The following is a 20,669-nucleotide window of genomic DNA, read 5'->3' on the forward strand; positions in this document are numbered from 1 at the left end:
CTGATGGTATTTCTTCAGATAGAGACGGTAAGGTAGGGATTATCTGGAGAACTGGATCCAAAACCCCCTCTTCGCGACCGGTTTTTTCACATGACTTGAGGAAATAATATTGGTTTCACTGTTTGCAAAAACCGGCAAGAAGTATATGCTCCCATTTCCAATGCAGGTTAACTCTGGTATGAGGGGATCACATGTTCAATAGTATGTTATTAAAAAACCATATCAGGGAAAGAATTCGGAAAAGATGTATGTTAATTATAAAACATTACTTCTACTTTGAGGATGAAAATGATGAAATTTATAAATAAATTCAGCATGATATGCCTGGTGTTGCTCCTGATTACTCTCATTGCAGCCATGACATTTGCTGAGGAAGCCAGCGTTATTACTCAGGTAACGCCTGGAGAAGTTACGGTAATTACTCCGGATACTGCCGGAACTGATACGGACATCTCTCCGGTACAAAAAGAAGAGATGAATATTCTCAGTGAAACTGATACGGCTCTTATGCAGGGCCAGTCATCGCAGGTATACCGGGTAACTTTGACGTGTCCCGGAACAGTTCGGATGACTTCGAGTTATGGATCCCGGTTTACATTATATGCAAAGAAAAGTTCGGGATCCGGATACTGCCCGACAGCCTTTGCCCTTCGAAGTAACTATGATAAAGTAATGTATGGATACAGCGGGACCAAGTACCTGAACCTGGATCCCGGAGTCTGGTGTATGGCAGTTTATGGATCTTCTGGAAGTGGTTCATACTCACTACGAGTAACTTCAGTCTGTCCAAACCCAACATCAAATCCCACCCCTGTCCCGACACCTTATCCCTGTGGCGTATATAGAACTGATTCCCGACAAGGATACCTGAATCAGGGACAAGCTGCAGTCTATGGATACTCCATTCCAAGTGATGGACGCTCGAAGATTGAATGGACCATGACTTCTACTAGCTCCCCAAGTGGGGGGAATGAACCGATAATTGCCGCATCTGTTGGTGATACTGCAGCACTCAGTAGTTCCTCAAGTGCAACCTCATTATTTGATCTCTACATCTTCAAGGACTGTAATCCAAAGACTACTGGATGCTCTACCCGGTATTATTCAAGAGGACCGAACTCCTTTGTATCGGTAGCATCCCCATCAAGCGGTTCAATCTATTATGTGATGGTATATGCACGTAGTGGCAGCGGAACTTTCGATCTGAAGATGAACAGTTATAAGTGTTCAGGAAGTGCCCCGATTATTGCGTCTGCTTCAAGCGTTCAGGATATGGCTTCTGAACCAGAAGTTAGTGCGCCAACTGCAGAGGTTGTTCTCTCTGAAGGAACATAAAAAAAACTCATGATTCACCTTTTTTTCTTCTAAAGTGAAGAAAAGCATCTGAAAAAAAATTTTTGTTGAATAATGTAATAACAAACGAATTGCGGCTATATCTCGAGGAGGGTAAATTATGCGGTCATTCTCTCATTACAGTTCTTTTTGTCTGCTATTTGTTACTTTTTGGGGGATAATTTCTTCGGCTAGTGGTTATACAAATGACTTTCCCAAATCGTATTATCTTTGGGAAGGATCAGCAGCTATGCATGAAATTGGAGTGTATGGTTCCTGTGGGTCACAGGTTACCGTTGTGTCACCCAATGAAGCAGCATTTGATCTGTATGCAATAAAGAATGATAGATCGCTGGGATCTTGTCCTTCTGATGAGGATATTATGACTCATTATGATCGAGTCGCGTACAACAGTCAGGGGACCGTAACCATGTATCTGGATGAAGGTCTCTGGTGTGTTGTAGTATCTGCCCGTTCCGGTAGCGGTACTGCGTATGTAACCGCAGATAGCAATTGTGTCCCACCTGGCCCGACTCCCACCCCAATTGTGCCCTATCCCGCCTTGTGTAGTCCGTATAAATCCGTTGACCGATCCGGGTATCTCTATCAAGGACAGGCAGCGGTTTATGCTTATTACATCCCGGATGATGGCCGTTCTCTCATCGATTGGACAGTTACGGGTTCCGGGTTTTGTGAGGAATCTCCGATAATCATGAGCAGATCTGTAGATCAGAATATTCGACAGGATATATTTGAGACCCGATCAGATTGCGGAGATATTTTTGATGTATACGCATTCAAGGAGTGTAACCCACAAGACTCATATTGCTCCACCAATTATCACGCTCGTGGCCCGGATGTCTTTGTATCGATAGCCAGTCCACAAAGAGGATCTACCTACTATGTGATGGTCTATGCCCACAGAGATAGCGGAGCATACAATCTGCGTATGAATAGTTATACCTGTTATTTTGATATTCCCATCAGTATTGCTGAAGTACCGGATGTTACCGTATCCACTGAAACAATCTATACATGGGCAGAAGATGTGCCAAAGATTGAGAGCACATACGAAAATAGTGTATCAGCACCGAATGCTGAGTTTATCCCAGTGTCCTCTCCATAAATACTCTTTTTCTGGAATTCAAACCATCGGATTCGGAAATATCCATTAATACACAGAGAGTGAAGACATAATTTTCCGTTGAAAACTGTTCCAATCAAAGGCTCATCATCTTCAAATATTACAGAACCGGACGCTCGTACTATCAATGATCGCTCCTCAAGACGATATTTTCAGGTATTTTGCCCTCTGCAACAAATTACCCGTATTCTATGGCGATGAACGGGATGAATCCGATGCGGAAAAAAGGTACGGAAAGTGAAAAAAACGCTGATCGGTAATTCCACTTTCCGGACGTACATATGTCCTTGTCTTCATAGATACCTGAAAGCCTGAATTCCGTTATTTGAAACAAAAATTGAAACCAATTCTCCCACTTTTTTATTCTCTATATCCGTATCCGCATGGAAATAACCATCCGGAGCATACAAACCCTACAGGTCTACTTGCACCCACTCAAGGAGATAAAAATGGAACTGAATAATTTTTCAGGTTCTAAAAAATATCAACACAATTTAGTTTTACATAATTTTATTTGGTTTACAGCGGTGATCCAGAATCATTTTTTTGAGTGATATTCAGGAATTTGTGTTCCTCATCCATTATAATAAAATAATATCTCATCTATTATTGAAAGTTTTACAGTAATGATTACAGATTTTCATAAATCACACAGTATTATGATTCAGGAGCCTTATCAATTATCGAAGGGTTAAAAAAGAAGATTTAGGGTTTAACCTTTAGTTTCGGCGCATTACAAGGAATGCTACTGCCCCAAGGCCAGCGAGTGCTATCAGTGCACCAAATCCAGGGGACTTCTGGGTCGGATCAGGGGTTGGTGGAACAGTGGTTACTGTTACAGTTGGCTTTTCGGTTGGAGTTGCATTCTTGTCAGCAACTGTCGGGGTAACATTGACAACTGGTGTGACTTTTGCTGCCGGGGTAGCTGCTTCAGTTGGAGCTCCGCCTGCCTCAACAACGTTGAACAGTGTAGTCTCAACTACGTCAGTGGTAACACCAGATACGCGGACGATATACTCGTCTGGCTTGAAAGTGGACGCGTCAACGCTGAAACTCCACTTGTTCAGACCATCAGTACCCTGCTTAACTTTAACTGTTCCAGTTGCACCGCTGAATTCACCACTCTGGGACTTGTCAGTGGGCTTGAATGAGGATGAAGTAACCTCAATGAGTAGATCGTTATCATCATATGCCAGATTGGTTGTACCGGAGATCTCGAACCTGGATCCTACCTTCTGCTCACCGAGTGGATTAATAGTGACTTTTGGCTCCTCTACAAGGAACTGCAGCTTTGTATAAGTGTCATCAACCATGGCATTGTTGATTGACTGGATAAGAGCTTCTGCTGCATCAGTGCCCTGAAGTGCACCAGGCCCTCCAATCTTGAATAGTTGAGAACCACGGGTTGGATATGATCCAAGGACAATCTGTGGGTTTAGTGGGTTGTCAGGATAGATATCGAACTCATTGTTGTACATCGGATGCTGAACGACAACAAAATACTGACCTGCATACAGGCTCTTGGTCTCGGTTTCTGTTATCTCGTGTTCGAATGACATGTCATCATTCACGGATTCCGTTGCATAGAGTATCTTGTTTTTTCCAAGAATCCATAATGATATGCCCTGTGATGGATCTCCTTCAGCAGTCCCTCTGATGTAGAGTTTGTCTCCCTTAGCAACCACGCTGCCAGATGCAGTTGCCTGGATGTACGGCTTTTTGATCACGAGTGAGACTGTGTCATACTGAGCATTATTCAAGTGACCTCTATCGTCTGCTCCACTTACTGCGTAGATTGTATACGTTCCTGCATCAATTTCGAGGTTTGCGGTCTGCCACTTATACTCCCAAGTGTCATCATCCTGAACATCAGCCTGATCAAAAGACTGTGGCTGGTCATTGTTGACCTCCTTCTTTGGAGATTTTAGCATTGCTCCGTTTGTGGGAAGGTTTGGACCCGTGATGAAAAGGTACGAAATATCAGTCTCGGAGTTGGTTCCTGATAGTTTTACTTCCTCACCTAGGTAGAAACTTTGGTCACCTGCAGCGACGACGGTGACATCTCCCTTCTCTACCTTAATGTCTACTTCATCTGACTTGTACTGGTTACCTGATTTTCGCTCGACACGGACTGTATATTTTTTGTCTTTAGTGTCCTTTGTTGTCTTAAATTCTACGGTACGTGTACCGCTTGAGTTTAACTTTACCTGAGAATACGTCTTGGTTCCATGGTAATCGGGATCATCAGGGACATCCTGTTTAACACTCTTCCCTGCACCACCCTCATATTGGTACTTACCAATCTCGTACGGACCTGCCGGATCATCCTGTTTCACATTGTCTTGAGAAGTCAGGATCATTGGTGGTTGATCTGTTGAAGTTCCGGTCATGGAGCTTGTCCCTTTGACCCAGATTATGTACTCTGCGTTTGGAACACCAGTGATGGTGACGGAGAACGGATTGCCACGAACAATAGTGTCCTTGTTGGCTTCGATCTTAACCTGATCGGTTGCAATCTGAACGGTTTTCACAGCAGAGATCGTCTTTCCGGTATAGTCAGAACCATCTGGTGATTTGTACTGATCCTTCATTGAGTTGGCGTTGCACTCAACCCAGACAGTGTACACACCGGCTTTGTACAGGTGGTTGTTGTTCTTGTCCTCAGCCGCTGTGTTCCAGCCATCATTTTTTGCATACTTGGAGTGATCGCTCCCTTCTCCAACCCAGTACCAAAGTTGGTTGTTGACAGTCTGCACATTGAGTGGCCACTCCTTGCCATTGTTACCAGCAAGCTGCTGATATACGCCACCGTCTGCAGATTTAACCTTCAATTTGAATGGACCGTCAGCAGCCAGGTATCCTGTACGGCTAGAGATACTATGCATATTGGTTTCAATTGCAAAATTTGCATAGTTCCCGACCGGGATTGCCTTGCTGGTTATATCCTCACCAGCAGTTGCGTCCCAGATCTTCAGATTGAGAGATGGTTCTTTGACATTAAATGCTGGGAGTCCCTTTGGAGTCCCGTTGGCATTTGGATTGCCATTCCACTGGTACCAGATACCGGTCTTACCGATGAAGATATCTGGAGACACGTAGAAGGTCTTTGCATCAGTTACAGACTGGATATCTGCTGGCTGCTCAGTGTTTGAGTTACTGCCTGGCTGCCACCATGCGATCTGATTTGCGCTTCCGGTTGCTGCGCTCACATCTAGGTTTTTTTCACCAAGGAAAATATCGCCTCCCAAGTTAACCTTGTTCAGGGTTGCAGATGCCGGAAGTGCAACACATACACATGCGAGAAGCAGAATAATTACTACTGCGATTTTTGCGTACATTACATGTCCTCGAGCAATCCGATGGTAGAGAGATTGCCAAAAAAATCATTACCAAAGGTAGTACGCCTCTATTGTAAGGTAGATAGCCTTTCCTATTGAACTCAAATATTAGAACCAGAATAATAGAGGACTGTATCTGATTTTTTGACAGGGTCCAGATCTACAATTTCTGGCTATTCATTTTCAAAAAGTGCAATCCTACAATCTGTTCGGATGCATGGGCAAAAAAATCGCCAAATATGTAATCATCCTGAATCATATACAATTTGAAGAAGAGGAGTAGTTAGCAGGGTCTTAATGTATTGTGGTCCAAAATGGGTAGATTTTTAGTTATCCACTGAAGATTCTGATACTACCGTTCCGGATTTTCATTGCATTTTTTGAGGTGTACTTTCAGAATGCCATTCTTCAATGAGGTATATGTTCCTTCGCTGGTGACTGGCGAAGGAAGGGGAATAATCTGTGATATATACCCAAAACTGTGTTCGCACATGGTATATTCAATTTTATCCTCTTTTTTCCACTCTCTGCGTACACAGGAGATTTTCAAGGCCATTGGATGAATCAGGTTTATCGTGATGTCTCGTTTGAGGTCACCGGGAATCATTTCAGCACTAACCACAATCTCATCATTATATTCTACAATCTGAATCTGGAGATTATCCTGCACACCTGGGAGTAATTTTCTGGATGGTTCACTTGAAGAAGGAAGTAAGGGAATCGGGTTGCTCTCCTGGATCTGCTGAAAGAGCGAATCCATGTAGTTTCTCATCACCTCAAGTTCTTCATAAACGTGCTGGAAATACAATCGTTCCATCTTGTTCACCCCCCTATTTTTCTCCTGCAAAGGCTTCCAGTATAAGACTTTCCTGCCTGGGGGTCAGATTTTGCGGGATCGTAACCAAAATTTTTATCAGAAGATCACCTCGTTTGGTACTGTTTAGGTATGGCATCCCCTGCCCCTTGAGTCGAAAGAGGGTGTGGCTCTGGGTTCCCCTGGGAATTTTCAGGGATGCCATACCGGTAATCGTACGCACGGAAATTTCTCCTCCAAGTATAGCCGTTTTCACTCCGATAGTTGCTTTACTATGCAGATCTGTCCCCTGCCTCTCAAATAAGGGGTCAGGCTTTACATGGACAACCGCATACAGATCTCCCGGTGGTCCCTGGTTCTCTCCTGGTTCTCCCTCACCGGCAATCCGCAAAAATTGCTTGTCCTTTACACCACGGGGAATAGAAACCTCAAGTTTCCTGGTTTTTTGAAGTACCCCTCTTCCCTGGCAGGATTTACAGGGTTTCTCAATGATGGTGCCGACCCCATTACATACCGGGCACTGCGCAATATTCATCACCTGCTGATGGCCTCTCTTCTGCACTGTCCGAATTTCTCCGGTCCCGTGACAGGATGTACAGGTCCTGGAAAAACCTGGTTCTGCTCCGGTCCCCTGACAGACTGTGCAGACGATCTGGTGAGGAACTGCTACGGTATTTTTTGTTCCATAAAAAGCGTCAGTAAGAGAGATTTCTATATCATACCTGAGATCAGCACCTGCCCGGCTGCGGGTTCTGGCGGTACCGGAAGAGACAGCATCAAATATGTCTCCCAACCCGAAATCCCTGAATAAATCGTCATAACTGGGAGTTTTAGCCTGTGTATACTCACCAGGTTTGAAGTCTGCGTGCCCTACCTGATCATACTGGGCTTTCTTCTGAGGGTCGCTCAGGACCTGATACGCTTCATTAACTTCTTTGAATTTTTCTTCGGCTTCGCTACTCCCCTGATTGAGATCAGGATGATATTTTCTGGCAAGATGCCGGAATGCTTTCTTCAGATCGTCCTGTGACGCATCTTTTTTTACGCCCAGGATCTCATAGAAATCCTTCTTTGCCATAATGTAAACGAAATGTCTTATTCCTCATCCTTAACCTTGAAATCTGCATCAACAACCTTCTCTCCCCCTGATGCACCGGTTTCCTGGCCAGATGGTTCGTCGCATCCTGGAGTTGAACACTTCGCTCCTCCCTGCTGCTCGGCATACTTTTGAGCGGTTTTCTGATACACTGCAGATCCAGCTTCACCCAGAACTTTCTGGAGTTTTTCAGTCTCTACCCTGATCCGAGAGGTATCTTTACCTTCTAATGCTGCTTTTACGGCCACAATTGCAGCATTTATGGTTTCAACATGCTCGGGATCCAGTTTGTCAGCTAGTTCTGACTTTGTTTTTTCTGCTGTATATAGTAACGAATCTGCAGAGTTGCGGACCTCGACGTCTTCTTTACGTTTCCTATCATCTTCCTCAAACTGCTTTGCTTCATTGACCATCTTCTTCACATCAGTATCAGGAAGCTTTGTTGAAGCTGTGATGGTCATCTTCTGTTCTTTTCCGGTCCCGAGGTCTTTTGCTGACACATTCAGGATTCCTGATGCATCGATATCAAAAGTCACTTCAATCTGGGGTACCCCACGGGGAGCCGGGGGAATACCTACCAGATTAAACTGGCCCAGACTGACATTGTCGCTTGCCATGGGACGTTCTCCCTGGAGAACATGAACAGTGACCGAAGTCTGGTAATCAGCTGCAGTTGAAAAAATTTCACTTTTTTTCGTAGGGATCGTGGTGTTTCTCTCAATCAGTCCGGTTCTCACTCCTCCCATCGTCTCGATACCAAGGGTAAGCGGAGTCACATCGAGAAGCACCATATCGGTGATCTCACCACCTAATATTGCACCCTGGATAGCTGCTCCGATGGCCACACACTCCATCGGGTCAATTCCCCGCTCTACTTTTTTACCGATATGATCCTCGATAAATTTCTGAACAACCGGCATCCGGGTGGGTCCACCAACAAGGATTACTTTCTGAATGTCGTCCTTGGTCAGGCTGGCATCGGTGAGTGCCTGTTCAAAAGGATGAATGCAGCGTTTGATGATCGGTTCAACAAGTTGTTCAAGTTTAGACCTGCTCAGTTTCATCGAGAGGTGCTTGGGCCCTGCCTGGGTAGCTGAAACATAGGGCAGATTGATCTCAGTCTCGATGACATTTGATAACTCAATCTTTGCCTTTTCTGCTGCTTCTTTTACCCGGGTTATCGCCATCTTATCATTTCGGATGTCAATTCCCTCAAGTTTTTGAAACTCGGCTGCGATCCATTCATAGACTGCATTGTCCATGTCAGTGCCCCCAAGTTGAGTATCCCCGGAGGTTGCCAGAACCGTGAACGTTCCTCCTCCAAACTCCATGATTGTGACATCAAGCGTACCACCCCCAAGATCAAATACGAGGATTTTGTATTCTCCGCTCCGATCAAGACCATATGCCATTGAAGCAGCAGTAGGCTCATTCACCAGTCTGACCACATCAAGTCCTGCTATCTTTCCTGCATCTTTCGTTGCGGTTCGCTGGTTGTCATTGAAATATGCAGGGACAGTGATTACAGCCTTGGTTATTGGTTCTCCGAGAAACGCTTCTGCATCCCGTTTTATCTTTTGCAGAAGAAATGCAGAGATCTGCTGAGGAGTGTATTCCTTTCCTGATATTTTATAGATATAATCGGTGCCCATCTTTCGCTTTGCACCAGTCACCGTATCTTCGGGATTACTCACTGCCTGCCTCCGGGCAGGTTCTCCAACAAGAAGATGTCCTTCAGCAGTAAAGGCGATATAGGAGGGAAACATCTTCCCAGCTACCGTGGCTCCTTCAGCTGAAGGAATGATAGTTGGTTTTCCACCAAGTATGACCGCCGCTTCACTGTTGGATGTTCCCAAGTCAATTCCGATAATCTTCTCTTTTGCCATTATTTTCACCTTCATTTTCTGCAAAATGCTCTGCAATCTTTACTTTTGATGGCCTGATGACCTTCGATTTCAACTGGTATCCGGTGCTGAAATCTTTAAGAATCGTATCTGATTCCTGCTGACATCTCTCCTTGCTGATTACCTCGTGAAAATGTGGGTCAAATTTTTTACCTTCACACTCAATTGGTTGCAGCCCATATTCGCTCAGGATTTTCATCATTTTTTTCCTGATCATGAGGAGCCCTTCCCGATTCTCCTCCTTCTCAAGAGAGGGGATAGCCTGGTCAAAATCGTCCAGTATCACCAGAAGATCTTTGATCAGGCTCTCATTCGCCAGGGCGATAACTACTGCCTTTTCTTTTTCAGACCACTTGCGATAGTTCTCAAAATCTGCCTGAAGGTACTTCAGCTGATTGAGCCGGTCTTCAGCAAGTTTGACATGCCTCTCGAGATCGTTTGTTATCTGCTCCAGATCTTCTGCCATTGTTCCCCTTTTTCCAGTCTTCGTCTATTGCATGATGATGCCTGAGATCAGTCCTTTCCGGGCAGCCCAATGAAATGGTAAATATCCTCTCATTTATCCCTATTCTAGCCTGAAAGGTGTAATTTGCGATAATATATCCTTAAGACAGACCTGATCCCCATTCATCAGATTTGATCCTACCATACAGGCATTCGGGCAAATAATTTATCAAATTTAATTTTTGATAAATCGACCGATATCTGCCTCACGTGTTTCTGCTCGTGTCATCATGGATCATTAGTTACCAGGGGGAAATTTCCAGTACATCCGAATATATTCGTTGTACAGATGATCCAGAGACTCAACACTGGTATTCCCAATAAATGGGTCAGTTACACAGAAGTTCAAATATCCGGATGCATGGTTTTTGTGGAAATTTCCTTTCAGATCGAGATACTTTCCCCAGGTAAAGCTGATATCATCACCTACGTGGTATCTCTTCCGCTTATCTACACTGCTGATAATTACCCTCACCCGGCGGAACATGGAATGATTATTTGTATAGAATTGTTGGCAGAAATCAAATTTTGAAACAAAATTTGCAATCGATTTTCAAGGTAGAAAAGGGCTCATTACGGCAGATTTTGTGATAGGTTCGGAAGTGTTTTTTCAAGAATTATTTCTAGAACCCCATCATAAAAGCGCTTTTTTAGAAATCGTACGTTGCAAGGGATTACAATTGTTTTCTGATACTGAACTCTGGCACCTGATGCCGTTATGGTAACAAGTGATGAATTATTTTCAAGATCAATCCTGATCTTTTCTTCGTCGATATCAGGCAGAACCGTAAGGATCCGAACAGATGTTTCTTCATCTATGAGTCTCATAGAAGGCTCGGTTATGTTGAATGACTTCATATGTTCCAAATCTTCCGGTATTCTGTATCAACATCATACAGTCGGTATCATGCTGTACATTTTAATTCACGTCAGTTCAGTCCAGGATTAATTGCCGATTATAAAACAAACAGGAGGAGAACTACCCAATTGAAACAGGTATGTAACTCATTACCCGGGGAAATGGCAATGAAGTACTCACATGCTGATCTGAACATGCTGGTTACTTCCTGATAACGTATCATGGATATCCGGGTGAATGTAAAAGAAAATCTCATATATGTAAGTTGAGATCTTTCTACTGCTTCTTGAGTATGACATAATGTAGGATTGATATGTCAGTTTCGCATGGTCAGACAAGGTTTGTATTTCCTCAATGGGGAAGGTTCTCCTCTTGCAGGTATCCTTGTACCCATTTATATCCATTATATGAAACGGGATAAACCTGACTACATGATACAAATCTTGTTTCATTTTTTGATTCATCAATGAACGATGAAAAGCAGGATCTGGTCCTGATACTTTAAGGGTGGAGTCTTTTCGATGAATCTGGCGAGAATAGGATGTTCGTTACATCCTTGAATCTGTGTTATTTGTGGGTAATTCCCTTTCTTCACCCAATATATGCTCAAATACTTTTTTAAAATCATTAAGTTTCTGACTGATGTGGATTTTTCCTTTCTGAGTTGGACAATATAACTTAGATTTTCCTGATATCCGTATCTCAAGATGGCCATTCTCAAGCAGGTCATGGAGGAGGGTGTACACCCGTGCCTGAGGAATTAAAACCTGATACCTGTTATGGATCTCATGAACAATATCAAATCCTGACACAGGCTTATCCAGAAGAGAAAGGACTACAGGCTCAAGTAATTTTTTTACTACATCATCAATAGTAGATTGGGGGACAACTGATAGAGAATCAACCGGATAGGTATGGTGGGCAAATGAAAGGGTAGTCTCTTTGCCAGTAGATACAATGATTCTGGAGATCCCTTCCGCGAGAATTTTTATCAGCGTATGATCAATTTTCCCGATATTAAGGGCGATCATCCCTGATATGAGGGTTCCACTCTTCTTTTTATCAAGAAGCAGATTTTTAATGGCAATAATATCATCAAAATCTTCGGTTTCTGAAAAATCAATCAGTATGTGGAGTGATTCTTTTGAGCCTTCATAGAGAAGCGAATCGGTGCATTTTTCCAAAACAGGTGGTAGTGTATAGAGTTCGTTGGTTTTTATCCGGTGAATGTAAAGTTTGTGACTTTGAATCTCTTTGGGAAAGTATTTCTGAAGTGTTGAATGTGAGTATGCAAACAGATTGCGTCCACCTTTCTTTATCCCTTCCTCTAATGCGAATTTAAAGATGGGATCTTTCTCAGCCTGATCCGTATACAGAAAGAGCATGATATCAGTAAAAATATCTTCCAGTAACACGGTTTTTATCTCTGGTTGATCCAGATAGGTCAGATCATCTCCATCAATCTGGTCAGAATCAGACGATGAAGGAATTGTCCGGTGAATTGATTTGATTGATCTCTCTTCTTCCTGCTCTGCTGATCTGCGAAATAATGCTACTTCAATAGCAGCTTTTATCTCCAGTTCGTTGAAGGGCTTGACAATATATCCATAGGGTCGTACGCTCTTTGCTTTCGCGATGATGGCATCATCTGCATATGCAGTGATAAAAACAACAGGGATATGTAATTCAGTGGTAATGATTTTTGCTGCATCAATGCCATTCATCTTTCCAGGCATCACGATATCCATCAAAATAACATCGGGTCCCAACCGTCTCGCTTTCTCGATGCTCTCTTCACCAGAGGCAGCCATACCCGCTACATCATATCCCATTGCACTAAGGCGCTCTTCAAGTTGCATGGTGATGATCGCTTCATCATCAACAATGAGAATTTTTGACATGGGCAATTATTCCTTTGCGAGATACGGGAATTCTACCAGAACATGCGTTCCCTGAACACTTGTAATAATCAGGGAACCTCTGAGCTGATGCTGAACCAGAGTCCTGATTAACTTCACCCCGAGACTGTTTGAACGACTGATCTCTTCTGGATCTGGTATCCCGATTCCATTGTCACGTATCGAAATCCTGATGTTTCCATCCTTCTCTTCCACCGCTATGTCAATTGTGCCCTTCTCTCTTCCGATAAATGCATGTTTATACGCATTCGAGAGAATCTCGTTTACAACCAGGGCACAGGGAAGTGCCAGATCTACCGGAAGAAAAATTTCATTCGGCTGAATTTCGCAGGTTATCTCATGCCCTTCATTGGAATATATATTAGATAATGCTTTTGACTGATCCCGGATCTGATCTGTGATATTGATCTTGCCAAACTGCTTGCTTTCATAGAGTCTGGTATGGATCTGAGCCATGGTCTGAATCTTGAGCATCATATCAGTCAGAATACTGTAGATAGAATCATCATCTGTCCTCATCCGGGTCATATCAAGAAGGCCAGATATCAACTGGAGATTGTTCTTGACACGGTGATGGATCTCCCGAAGAAGAACCTCTTTCTCCTGTAATGAGGCTACCAGTTTTCTTTCTGCACGTTTTCGATCAGTAATATCACGAAAACTCCAGACCCTCCCAACTACAACATCGCCGATAATTTGGGGTTTTGAATAACGTTCAAAGATCTTCCCGTCGATAAATTCAATCATATCAAAACTTTCACGAGTTGGATGTGAATGAAAATTGGTTATGGTGTCTGCAAATTTTTCAGGTGTTTTAATTTGTGGTAGTATTACATCCAGTACTTTATGAGCTTCTCCGGACTCCAGGATACTCCGGGGAATATTCCACATGGATGCAAAATTCTGATTATAACTCGAGATTTTTCCTTCTTGATCGATTACAAAAATCCCATCTGCGGTTGATTCAAGCGATGCATGTAAGAGAGAAAGAGTTTTTTTTAGTGTGGTATCTGTTCGTATACGTTGCCTGATCTCCTCGTTTAATGTCTCATTTAGTTTCTCATATTCGGTAGCCCGGAGTCTGAATTCAGATTCAATTTTTTTCCGATCAGTGATATCCTGCCCCTGGGCGATTGTTGAAACGAGGGTTTTTCCATCAGAACCAAAAATAGATGCCGAATTCCAGAGTACGGTTCTGTTCTCACCATTCTTATGTAGAATTGGAATCTCAACACTTTCCCACCGTTCTCCTTCCTTCGTTCTTTTGATGAGATTCATTACCGAAGCAAGATACCGCTCATGAAACAGAATCTCAAGTCGTTTTCCGATAACTTCCTGAGCCGGTTTCCCGGTTAACTGTTCAAATGCACGGTTGAATAGCCTTATTCTGAAATCCGGGTCCCAGACAATAATAGGAGCACTGGCAGAGGTAATGAGATTATCCAGATAATCCTTTGTCTCCCGCAATTTTTCATCCATCAACACCTGGTTGGTGACATCATACGCGACTTCTCCGGCACCGATGATAGATCCCAGGGCATCCCGAATGGGAGTGTACAGGGTATGATAGACTCTTCTGTCAGTACCTGGTTCTCCAAATTCCACCTCCTTGTTTACATTTTCACCCTGAAGCACCCGTCTCCATTCCTGCACGGTCACATTTTTTCCATGTGGATCTTCTACAAACAAGTCTACCATGCTGGAGCCTAATGTCAGATCTTTCCCGGTCCGTCGTTTCATCTCCTCTTTATATGCTTGATTGAAAAAAATATAGCGAAAATGTATGTCTTGTGCAGCGATGAGTACCTCAGTTCCTTTCGTGACCGCTTCCAGTATCTCCTGAGTCTGCTGAAGATTTTCTTCGCTGTGCCTTAATGCATCTTCAATCAGTTTTTGCTCAGTAAGGTCAAGGGTTGCGGTCCCGATACCGGTGATACGCCCTTTTTCGTCATGGATGGGTTGTAGATTGAGTTCAAGAAATATTCGTTTCCCCTGAATGGTCATCCACATTTTTTCATGGACTTCTTCCCCGGTTTCAAGAACCCTGCGTTTGAGGTCTATCAGATGGTGTGCATCTTCCTGAGTGAAAAGATCAGTATCTTTCTTTCCTTTGATCTCTTCATTCTGTATGATCTGCTGATTATATCCCCACTGAAAAACAAGGTCCGTATCCTGAATAGCTACCGATACATGAGCATTTTGTATCGCAAGCCTGAAACGATCCTGACTTTTCTTTAACTCGTCTTCTGTCTTTTTAAGATCAGAAATATCACTGATTGCTATCCTTATCGATTGATTATGAAAATTTTGTGTGAGGTTAATGCCCTCCAGCCTCGCAGGAAAGACAGTTCCATCACTACGCCTGAACAGGCAGGTAACGGTTTGTTTCGCATCTGATCGGAGCAGATTCACCAGATACATATCCCAGATATCTCTCTCGTGTGGATCTATCCAGGATCTGAAACGGGAATGAATCAGTTTTTTCCTGTCAACACGGAGAAGAGTTGCAGCAGTAAGGTTAGCCTCTGAGATTATTGCCATATGCGTGAGCGTGATATATCCAACCGGAGCGAAATCATAGAGATCAAGGTACTTGTCACGGGACTCTTCTATTGTTAGATGTGCCTGCCTGAGGTCTTCAGCCTGTATCTCTAATTCAACCTGATGTACCTGCAGATCATACATCAGTTCTTCCGATGTCTTTTCAGGTAGAGAATTCAGAATTTTTGAAGAGTTGTTGATCTTTTCGATAACAATATCCTGAAGTGAACCACCCTCATGTCCCTCGTCGGGATTCCCTGTTTTCATCGTATCTTTCCTGGTTTGCATTCTTCTTGAGTCATGAGAGGAGATTCGTAGTTTGAATGGTACGATACTGATTGATTCCGTACTAATTGATTGATATGGATATGTCGAATTATTGAATCCTGATTTGGTTCTATTGCCTCGGGTAGTACTCAACACAGATCAGACACATAACAGTATCTTATCTGGGTTTTATCAAATCAATTTAAAATCAGCCCACTACCTGTTGAGTGTTTATCTTATCCAAGTGGTACAAGGGAAATGTCCAGATAGGAACCTATTCCTGTTCTGGTTCCTACTCCATATAAAAATAGTTCCAGTTTACAAATTTTGAAATGAGCCTTTCCAACATTGATTTTTTGTTATTTTACCTTGGACCGGCTTGAGAGAAGGCTTCTTTTTATTATGGGTGTTAATAATGCTATAGGAGAGCACTAATACCGGCTGAATTGGTAAATATTCATGGTTCTATTCTGGTTATAGCGAACATAAATCTGATTGAATCGCCAATTAAATCATACCCCGATTCGTATGATACATTGTTCAACATCAGAACAGACACAACAGATATATAACATACTACCATATAAGCACAATAATTTCATGTCACATTTCAGTTCTTATTTCATTCCAATCACTTGAGATCTGATCCGGGAAAAAAATGCCAAAAAAAACCAACCCAGATCGGTCTGTTGTTGATGCATCAGGTGTTATCGCAGCATCCACCACCGGGATTAACACATTTCCAATTGTTGGAATCGGTGCATCAGCCGGAGGTCTGGAAGCTTTCGAGCAATTTCTTCGCCTCGTTCCGATTGACAGTAGTGCCGCTTTTATTCTGATTCCCCATCTTGATCCTGATCACGAGAGTATGCTTGCTGATATTCTCGGAAGGGTCACAAAAATGCCGGTTATTGAAGCTGAAGACCAGATGCAAATAAAGCCGGATCATGTCTATATCATCCCACCGAATCGGATGATGACAATCCACCATTCCATGATTCACCTCAGTATGCCTGACACCGTCCAAGGTCAGCGTATGAAGGTTGATCTGTTTTTCAGATCCCTGGCTGATGAACTTGGGCATAAAGCCATTGGTGTCGTGCTCTCTGGTACCGGAACAGATGGTACCCTTGGGCTGCGGGCAATTCAGGGAGGTGGGGGTCTAACTTTTGTTCAGGATCCAAATGAGGCCAAATACAATGGCATGCCTACCAGTGCCATAGAGAGTGGGTATGCAACCTATATTCTCCCGGTGGCACAGATTCCGGCCCAGCTTATCTCTAGTATTTCGGACCTCTTTGGTCCAATATCACCGTCTCATCCAGCCATTGATGAAATTAAAGAATCAGATAATAAGGGCGCCATTAGCCGAATATTGAGAATCATCAGGACACGGACCGGACACGATTTTTCCAAATACAAAAAAAGTACAATAAACCGCAGGATCGCAAGACGAATGTCAGTTCTTGCAATTGAGGATATTTCAGGTTATGCCCGGTATGTAGAAGAACATCCGGATGAGGTAAAGATACTCTTTCGTGAAATACTCATTAATGTAACCAGTTTCTTTCGTGATACAGAAGCGTTCGAATTTTTAAAGACGAATGTACTCCCTGATCTAATCCGAAATAAGAATGAATATGATTCATTCAGGGTCTGGGTTCCTGGTTGTGCAACCGGTGAAGAAGCCTACTCACTCGCTATCATTATCAGAGAAGTACTCGAAGATCTGGAGAGAGATTGTAAAGTTCAGATTTATAGCACAGATATTGCTGAAGATGTAATAGCCGTCGCACGAAAAGGATTCTATCCACCAAATATTACCGCAGATATTTCACCAGAACGCCTCAGGAAATATTTTATCAGACAGGATGCCGGATTTCAGATAAACAAGGACATCAGGGAGATGGTGATTTATGCAACCCAGGATCTCATTAAAGATCCCCCGTTTACCAGACTTGATCTTCTCAGTTGCCGTAATCTTCTCATATATCTTGAATCCGAACTCCAATCCAGACTCATTCCGGCATTTCATTATGCGCTAAAACCCGGAGGAATTCTATTTCTTTCCTCATCTGAAAGTATCGGAAGCTTTCCAGACCTTTTCAAACAAATTAACAGAAAATGGAGAATTTATGAGGCTTCAGGCATAAAAAATGCAGGCCAGATATTAATGGAGGCTCCTCTTGCCTCAAGAGACATGCATCCCCTCATACCAAATTCAGATATCCATCCCGGACGCATGGATGCATCAATAGTCGAACAGACACGGCGGGAATTACTCCAGGCATATGCTCCACCTTCGGTGGTTACCGATGACACAGGCACTATTCTGTATGTACATGGAGATACCGGTAAATTTCTTCGTCCTGCCCAGGGTCAGGCAACACTATCTGTTGTCGAGATGGCACGTGAGGGATTACAACTGGATCTCAGGACAGCAATATTCACTTCAAAAACGCAGCAGATAGTCGTTACGTGTAAAAATTTGCAGGTCCGGACTAATGGCGGTTATGAAACAGTCAATCTGGAGGTTAGACCAATCATCCATTCAGGGACTCTGCACGGTAATCTTATCATCAGTTTCCATCTGGCAGAAGAGTCTGAGGAAGGATCCGTTCAGAAAGAAAAATCAGATACCAGTCATATTAACCCTGAACGGGTAACTGAACTTGAACAGGAGTTGCTGTATACAAAAGAGAGTCTACAGGCAACAATAGAAGAGATGCAGGCCGCGAACGAAGAACTCAAGTCAACCAACGAAGAACTGCAATCAACGAATGAAGAACTCCAGTCCACTAATGAAGAGTTAGAAACTTCAAAAGAAGAGATACAGTCGGTTAATGAAGAGATCATGTCCGTGAACGCCGAGTTGCAGGAGAAGATCATACAACTGGCGGACATTCAAAGCGACATGAAGAACCTCCTGAGCAGTACAGGAGTCGGCACCATCTTTCTGAATATCGACCTTAAAGTCAGATGGTTTACCCCGGAGATAGTCACTCTCTACAAACTTGTCAGTTCTGATGTTGGAAGACCGCTTTCAGATATCAAATCTCTCATTCTCAACGATACCCTGCTTGAAGAGGCAGGAATGGTTCTTGATTCATTAATACCAAAGGAAAAAGAGATACAGACAACTGATAATCGATGGTTCCTGGTCAGGATATTCCCATACCGGACACTCAAAAATGTTATTGACGGAGTCGTTCTCTCCTTTATTGACATAAATAGCAGAAAAAGAGCAGAAGAAGAGGCAGTCAGATCCCGGGAATATGCTGAGAATATAATAGATACCATACGGGAACCTCTTCTGGTATTAGATAATGATTTAACAGTGATCTCAGTAAGTCATTCATATTACCAGATGTTTCTGACATCACCAGCCGAAACAGAGGGGAGAAATCTCATCGAGATAGGGAGCAGTCAGTGGAGTATTTCTCACCTCATAACTCTTTTGCACACAATTGTCCCCGAAAAAACCTCATTTGAAGATGTTACTGTACATGTAAATATTCCGGGTATTGGAGAGAAAACCCTTATTCTGAACGCCAGATGCATTTGGAATAAAAAAGGGGGTCAGAATCTTATCCTTCTTGCCATGGAAGATGTTTCTGAGTTATACAGAACAAAGGAAGCCTTTCATGAGGCCAATAATAAACTTAAACTTCTATCCAGTCTGACACGACATGATATCATCAATCAGATCTCTGTAATTCAGGGAACTTTGTATTTACTTGGTGAAGAGTCTGATCCTGATACCCTCAAAAAACTGTTAGATAACTCTATCGATGCTTGTAAACGAATGGAAGCAACTATTGGTTTTACCAAGGATTACGAGAGTTTTGGAACTATCTCAAGTGGATGGCAGTTGGTTTCCCAACTAATTGACTCTGCAGAATCAGAGATTAACCCTGTAGGTGTCATCATTGAGAACCAGATCCCAAAGAATCTGGAGATTTACGCTGAACCTATTCTACGTAAAGTATTTGCCACCCTCATGGAGAATGCAATCCGTCATGGGAAGAATTTGAGCAGGGTACATTTTTTTACCCGGGAACAGGATGGGAGGTACATCATTATCTGTGAGGATAATGGGGGAGGAATCCCTGAAGATCAGAAAAGTCTAATCTTTAACCATGGATATGGGAAACATACGGGAATAGGTCTTTTTCTAGCCCAGGAGATCCTTTCAATTACCGGGCTTTCAATTCATGAATGTGGAGTGGAAGGAACAGGTGCAAAATTTGAGATTATGATACCCCCAGGTAAATTCAGAACAGGCAAAGAGTGAACCTGTAACTATTTTATTTTTTGACAGGGGCCCAGATATTGGAGATACTATCAATATTTCTACTTTTGACAATCCATAACCCGAATATAAACAACATCATTACAACTGCAAGTCCAATCATGGCAAATACATCCTTTTCACTAAAATCCTGCGATATCAACAGTATAAAATGTCTGATTATTGCAGTCAACCCAATAATTAAAATCAGTTTAATATCAATATTACCATTTTTAAGTTCTTTTACAGTTATATAGAGTTCTACAATTATGATCGTCAAAAGAGTTGTACTAATAATTCCTAATATTCGGGTATCAGTTATTGGTCCGTCAAGCCCACTAAAAAATACAAAGATAGACATGTACACAGAAACCAGGTTTAATATTCCAATAAAGATAAAAGAGGTCATGGAGAAGAAGATTAGTAATACCATTACGAAGTCAACCCAACTAATTTCTTCAGGTTTATACGATATTATCTGATCAAGCGTTTTCATATTTTCTCATCTACTGTATTGCAATGAGAGCATATAGTATGGGCATTGAAAAACAGATTTTAGAATCAGAAATGTGATATAAAATATTCATGAATTCTGCCCATTTTTTTTGATCTGGGATAATAGTGCACTAAACCAGATAGCCTGCTCCCTAATGTGTGAAT

At 42.7% G+C, this 20,669-nt stretch carries 12 protein-coding genes; 3 read left to right on the top strand and 9 right to left on the bottom strand.

Going from position 1 to position 20,669, the window contains the following annotated elements:
* The first annotated feature begins 288 nt into the window (after positions 1-288).
* Positions 289-1,335 carry a hypothetical protein gene (locus tag ACHZA2_RS01945; RefSeq protein ID WP_319578301.1) on the top strand — a complete coding sequence of 349 codons (1,047 nt, stop codon included), beginning with the start codon at positions 289-291 and terminating at the stop codon, positions 1,333-1,335.
* Positions 1,336-1,582: 247 nt separating this feature from the next.
* Positions 1,583-2,458, top strand: a complete 876-nt coding sequence (locus ACHZA2_RS01950; RefSeq protein WP_319578302.1) for a hypothetical protein — start codon at positions 1,583-1,585, stop codon at positions 2,456-2,458.
* Positions 2,459-3,195: 737 nt separating this feature from the next.
* Here ACHZA2_RS01950 and ACHZA2_RS01955 read toward each other — a convergent pair.
* The 8 genes from ACHZA2_RS01955 to ACHZA2_RS01990 form a co-directional block, all read right to left on the bottom strand.
* On the bottom strand, positions 3,196-5,814 hold the full coding sequence (locus ACHZA2_RS01955) for an MEMAR_RS02690 family S-layer glycoprotein (RefSeq protein WP_319578303.1): 2,619 nt from the start codon (positions 5,812-5,814) through the stop codon (positions 3,196-3,198).
* Positions 5,815-6,166: 352 nt separating this feature from the next.
* Complete coding sequence (locus ACHZA2_RS01960) at positions 6,167-6,631, bottom strand: Hsp20/alpha crystallin family protein (protein WP_319578304.1); 465 nt, start codon at positions 6,629-6,631, stop codon at positions 6,167-6,169.
* Between the two features lie 13 nt (positions 6,632-6,644).
* Complete coding sequence (gene dnaJ, locus ACHZA2_RS01965) at positions 6,645-7,706, bottom strand: molecular chaperone DnaJ (protein WP_319578305.1); 1,062 nt, start codon at positions 7,704-7,706, stop codon at positions 6,645-6,647.
* 17 nt (positions 7,707-7,723) lie between these two features.
* Positions 7,724-9,610: a molecular chaperone DnaK gene (gene dnaK / locus ACHZA2_RS01970; protein WP_319540454.1), complete on the bottom strand. Its 1,887-nt coding sequence runs from the start codon at positions 9,608-9,610 to the stop codon at positions 7,724-7,726.
* Entirely contained in the window at positions 9,582-10,094 is a 513-nt protein-coding gene (locus ACHZA2_RS01975) for a nucleotide exchange factor GrpE (protein ID WP_319578306.1), read from the bottom strand. The genes dnaK and ACHZA2_RS01975 overlap by 29 nt, the downstream gene beginning before the upstream one ends.
* A 611-nt stretch (positions 10,095-10,705) precedes the next feature.
* Complete coding sequence (locus ACHZA2_RS01980; protein ID WP_319578308.1) at positions 10,706-10,990, bottom strand: hypothetical protein; 285 nt, start codon at positions 10,988-10,990, stop codon at positions 10,706-10,708.
* Between the two features lie 549 nt (positions 10,991-11,539).
* A complete protein-coding gene (locus ACHZA2_RS01985; protein ID WP_319578309.1) occupies positions 11,540-12,892 on the bottom strand; it encodes a response regulator in 1,353 nt (450 codons plus the stop codon).
* Between the two features lie 6 nt (positions 12,893-12,898).
* Positions 12,899-15,718 (bottom strand): PAS domain-containing protein, encoded by a 2,820-nt coding sequence (locus ACHZA2_RS01990; protein ID WP_319578310.1) that lies wholly within the window; start codon positions 15,716-15,718, stop codon positions 12,899-12,901.
* A 658-nt stretch (positions 15,719-16,376) separates the two neighbouring features.
* Here ACHZA2_RS01990 and ACHZA2_RS01995 point away from each other — a divergent pair.
* Complete coding sequence (locus ACHZA2_RS01995; RefSeq protein WP_319578311.1) at positions 16,377-20,012, top strand: chemotaxis protein CheB; 3,636 nt, start codon at positions 16,377-16,379, stop codon at positions 20,010-20,012.
* A gap of 13 nt (positions 20,013-20,025) precedes the next feature.
* On the opposite strand, the gene ACHZA2_RS02000 is transcribed toward ACHZA2_RS01995, so the two are convergent.
* Entirely contained in the window at positions 20,026-20,505 is a 480-nt protein-coding gene (locus ACHZA2_RS02000; protein WP_319578312.1) for a phosphate-starvation-inducible PsiE family protein, read from the bottom strand.
* Between the last annotated feature and the right edge of the window lie 164 nt (positions 20,506-20,669).

It is taken from the genome of uncultured Methanospirillum sp., from assembly GCF_963668415.2.
Lineage (GTDB): Archaea > Halobacteriota > Methanomicrobia > Methanomicrobiales > Methanospirillaceae > Methanospirillum.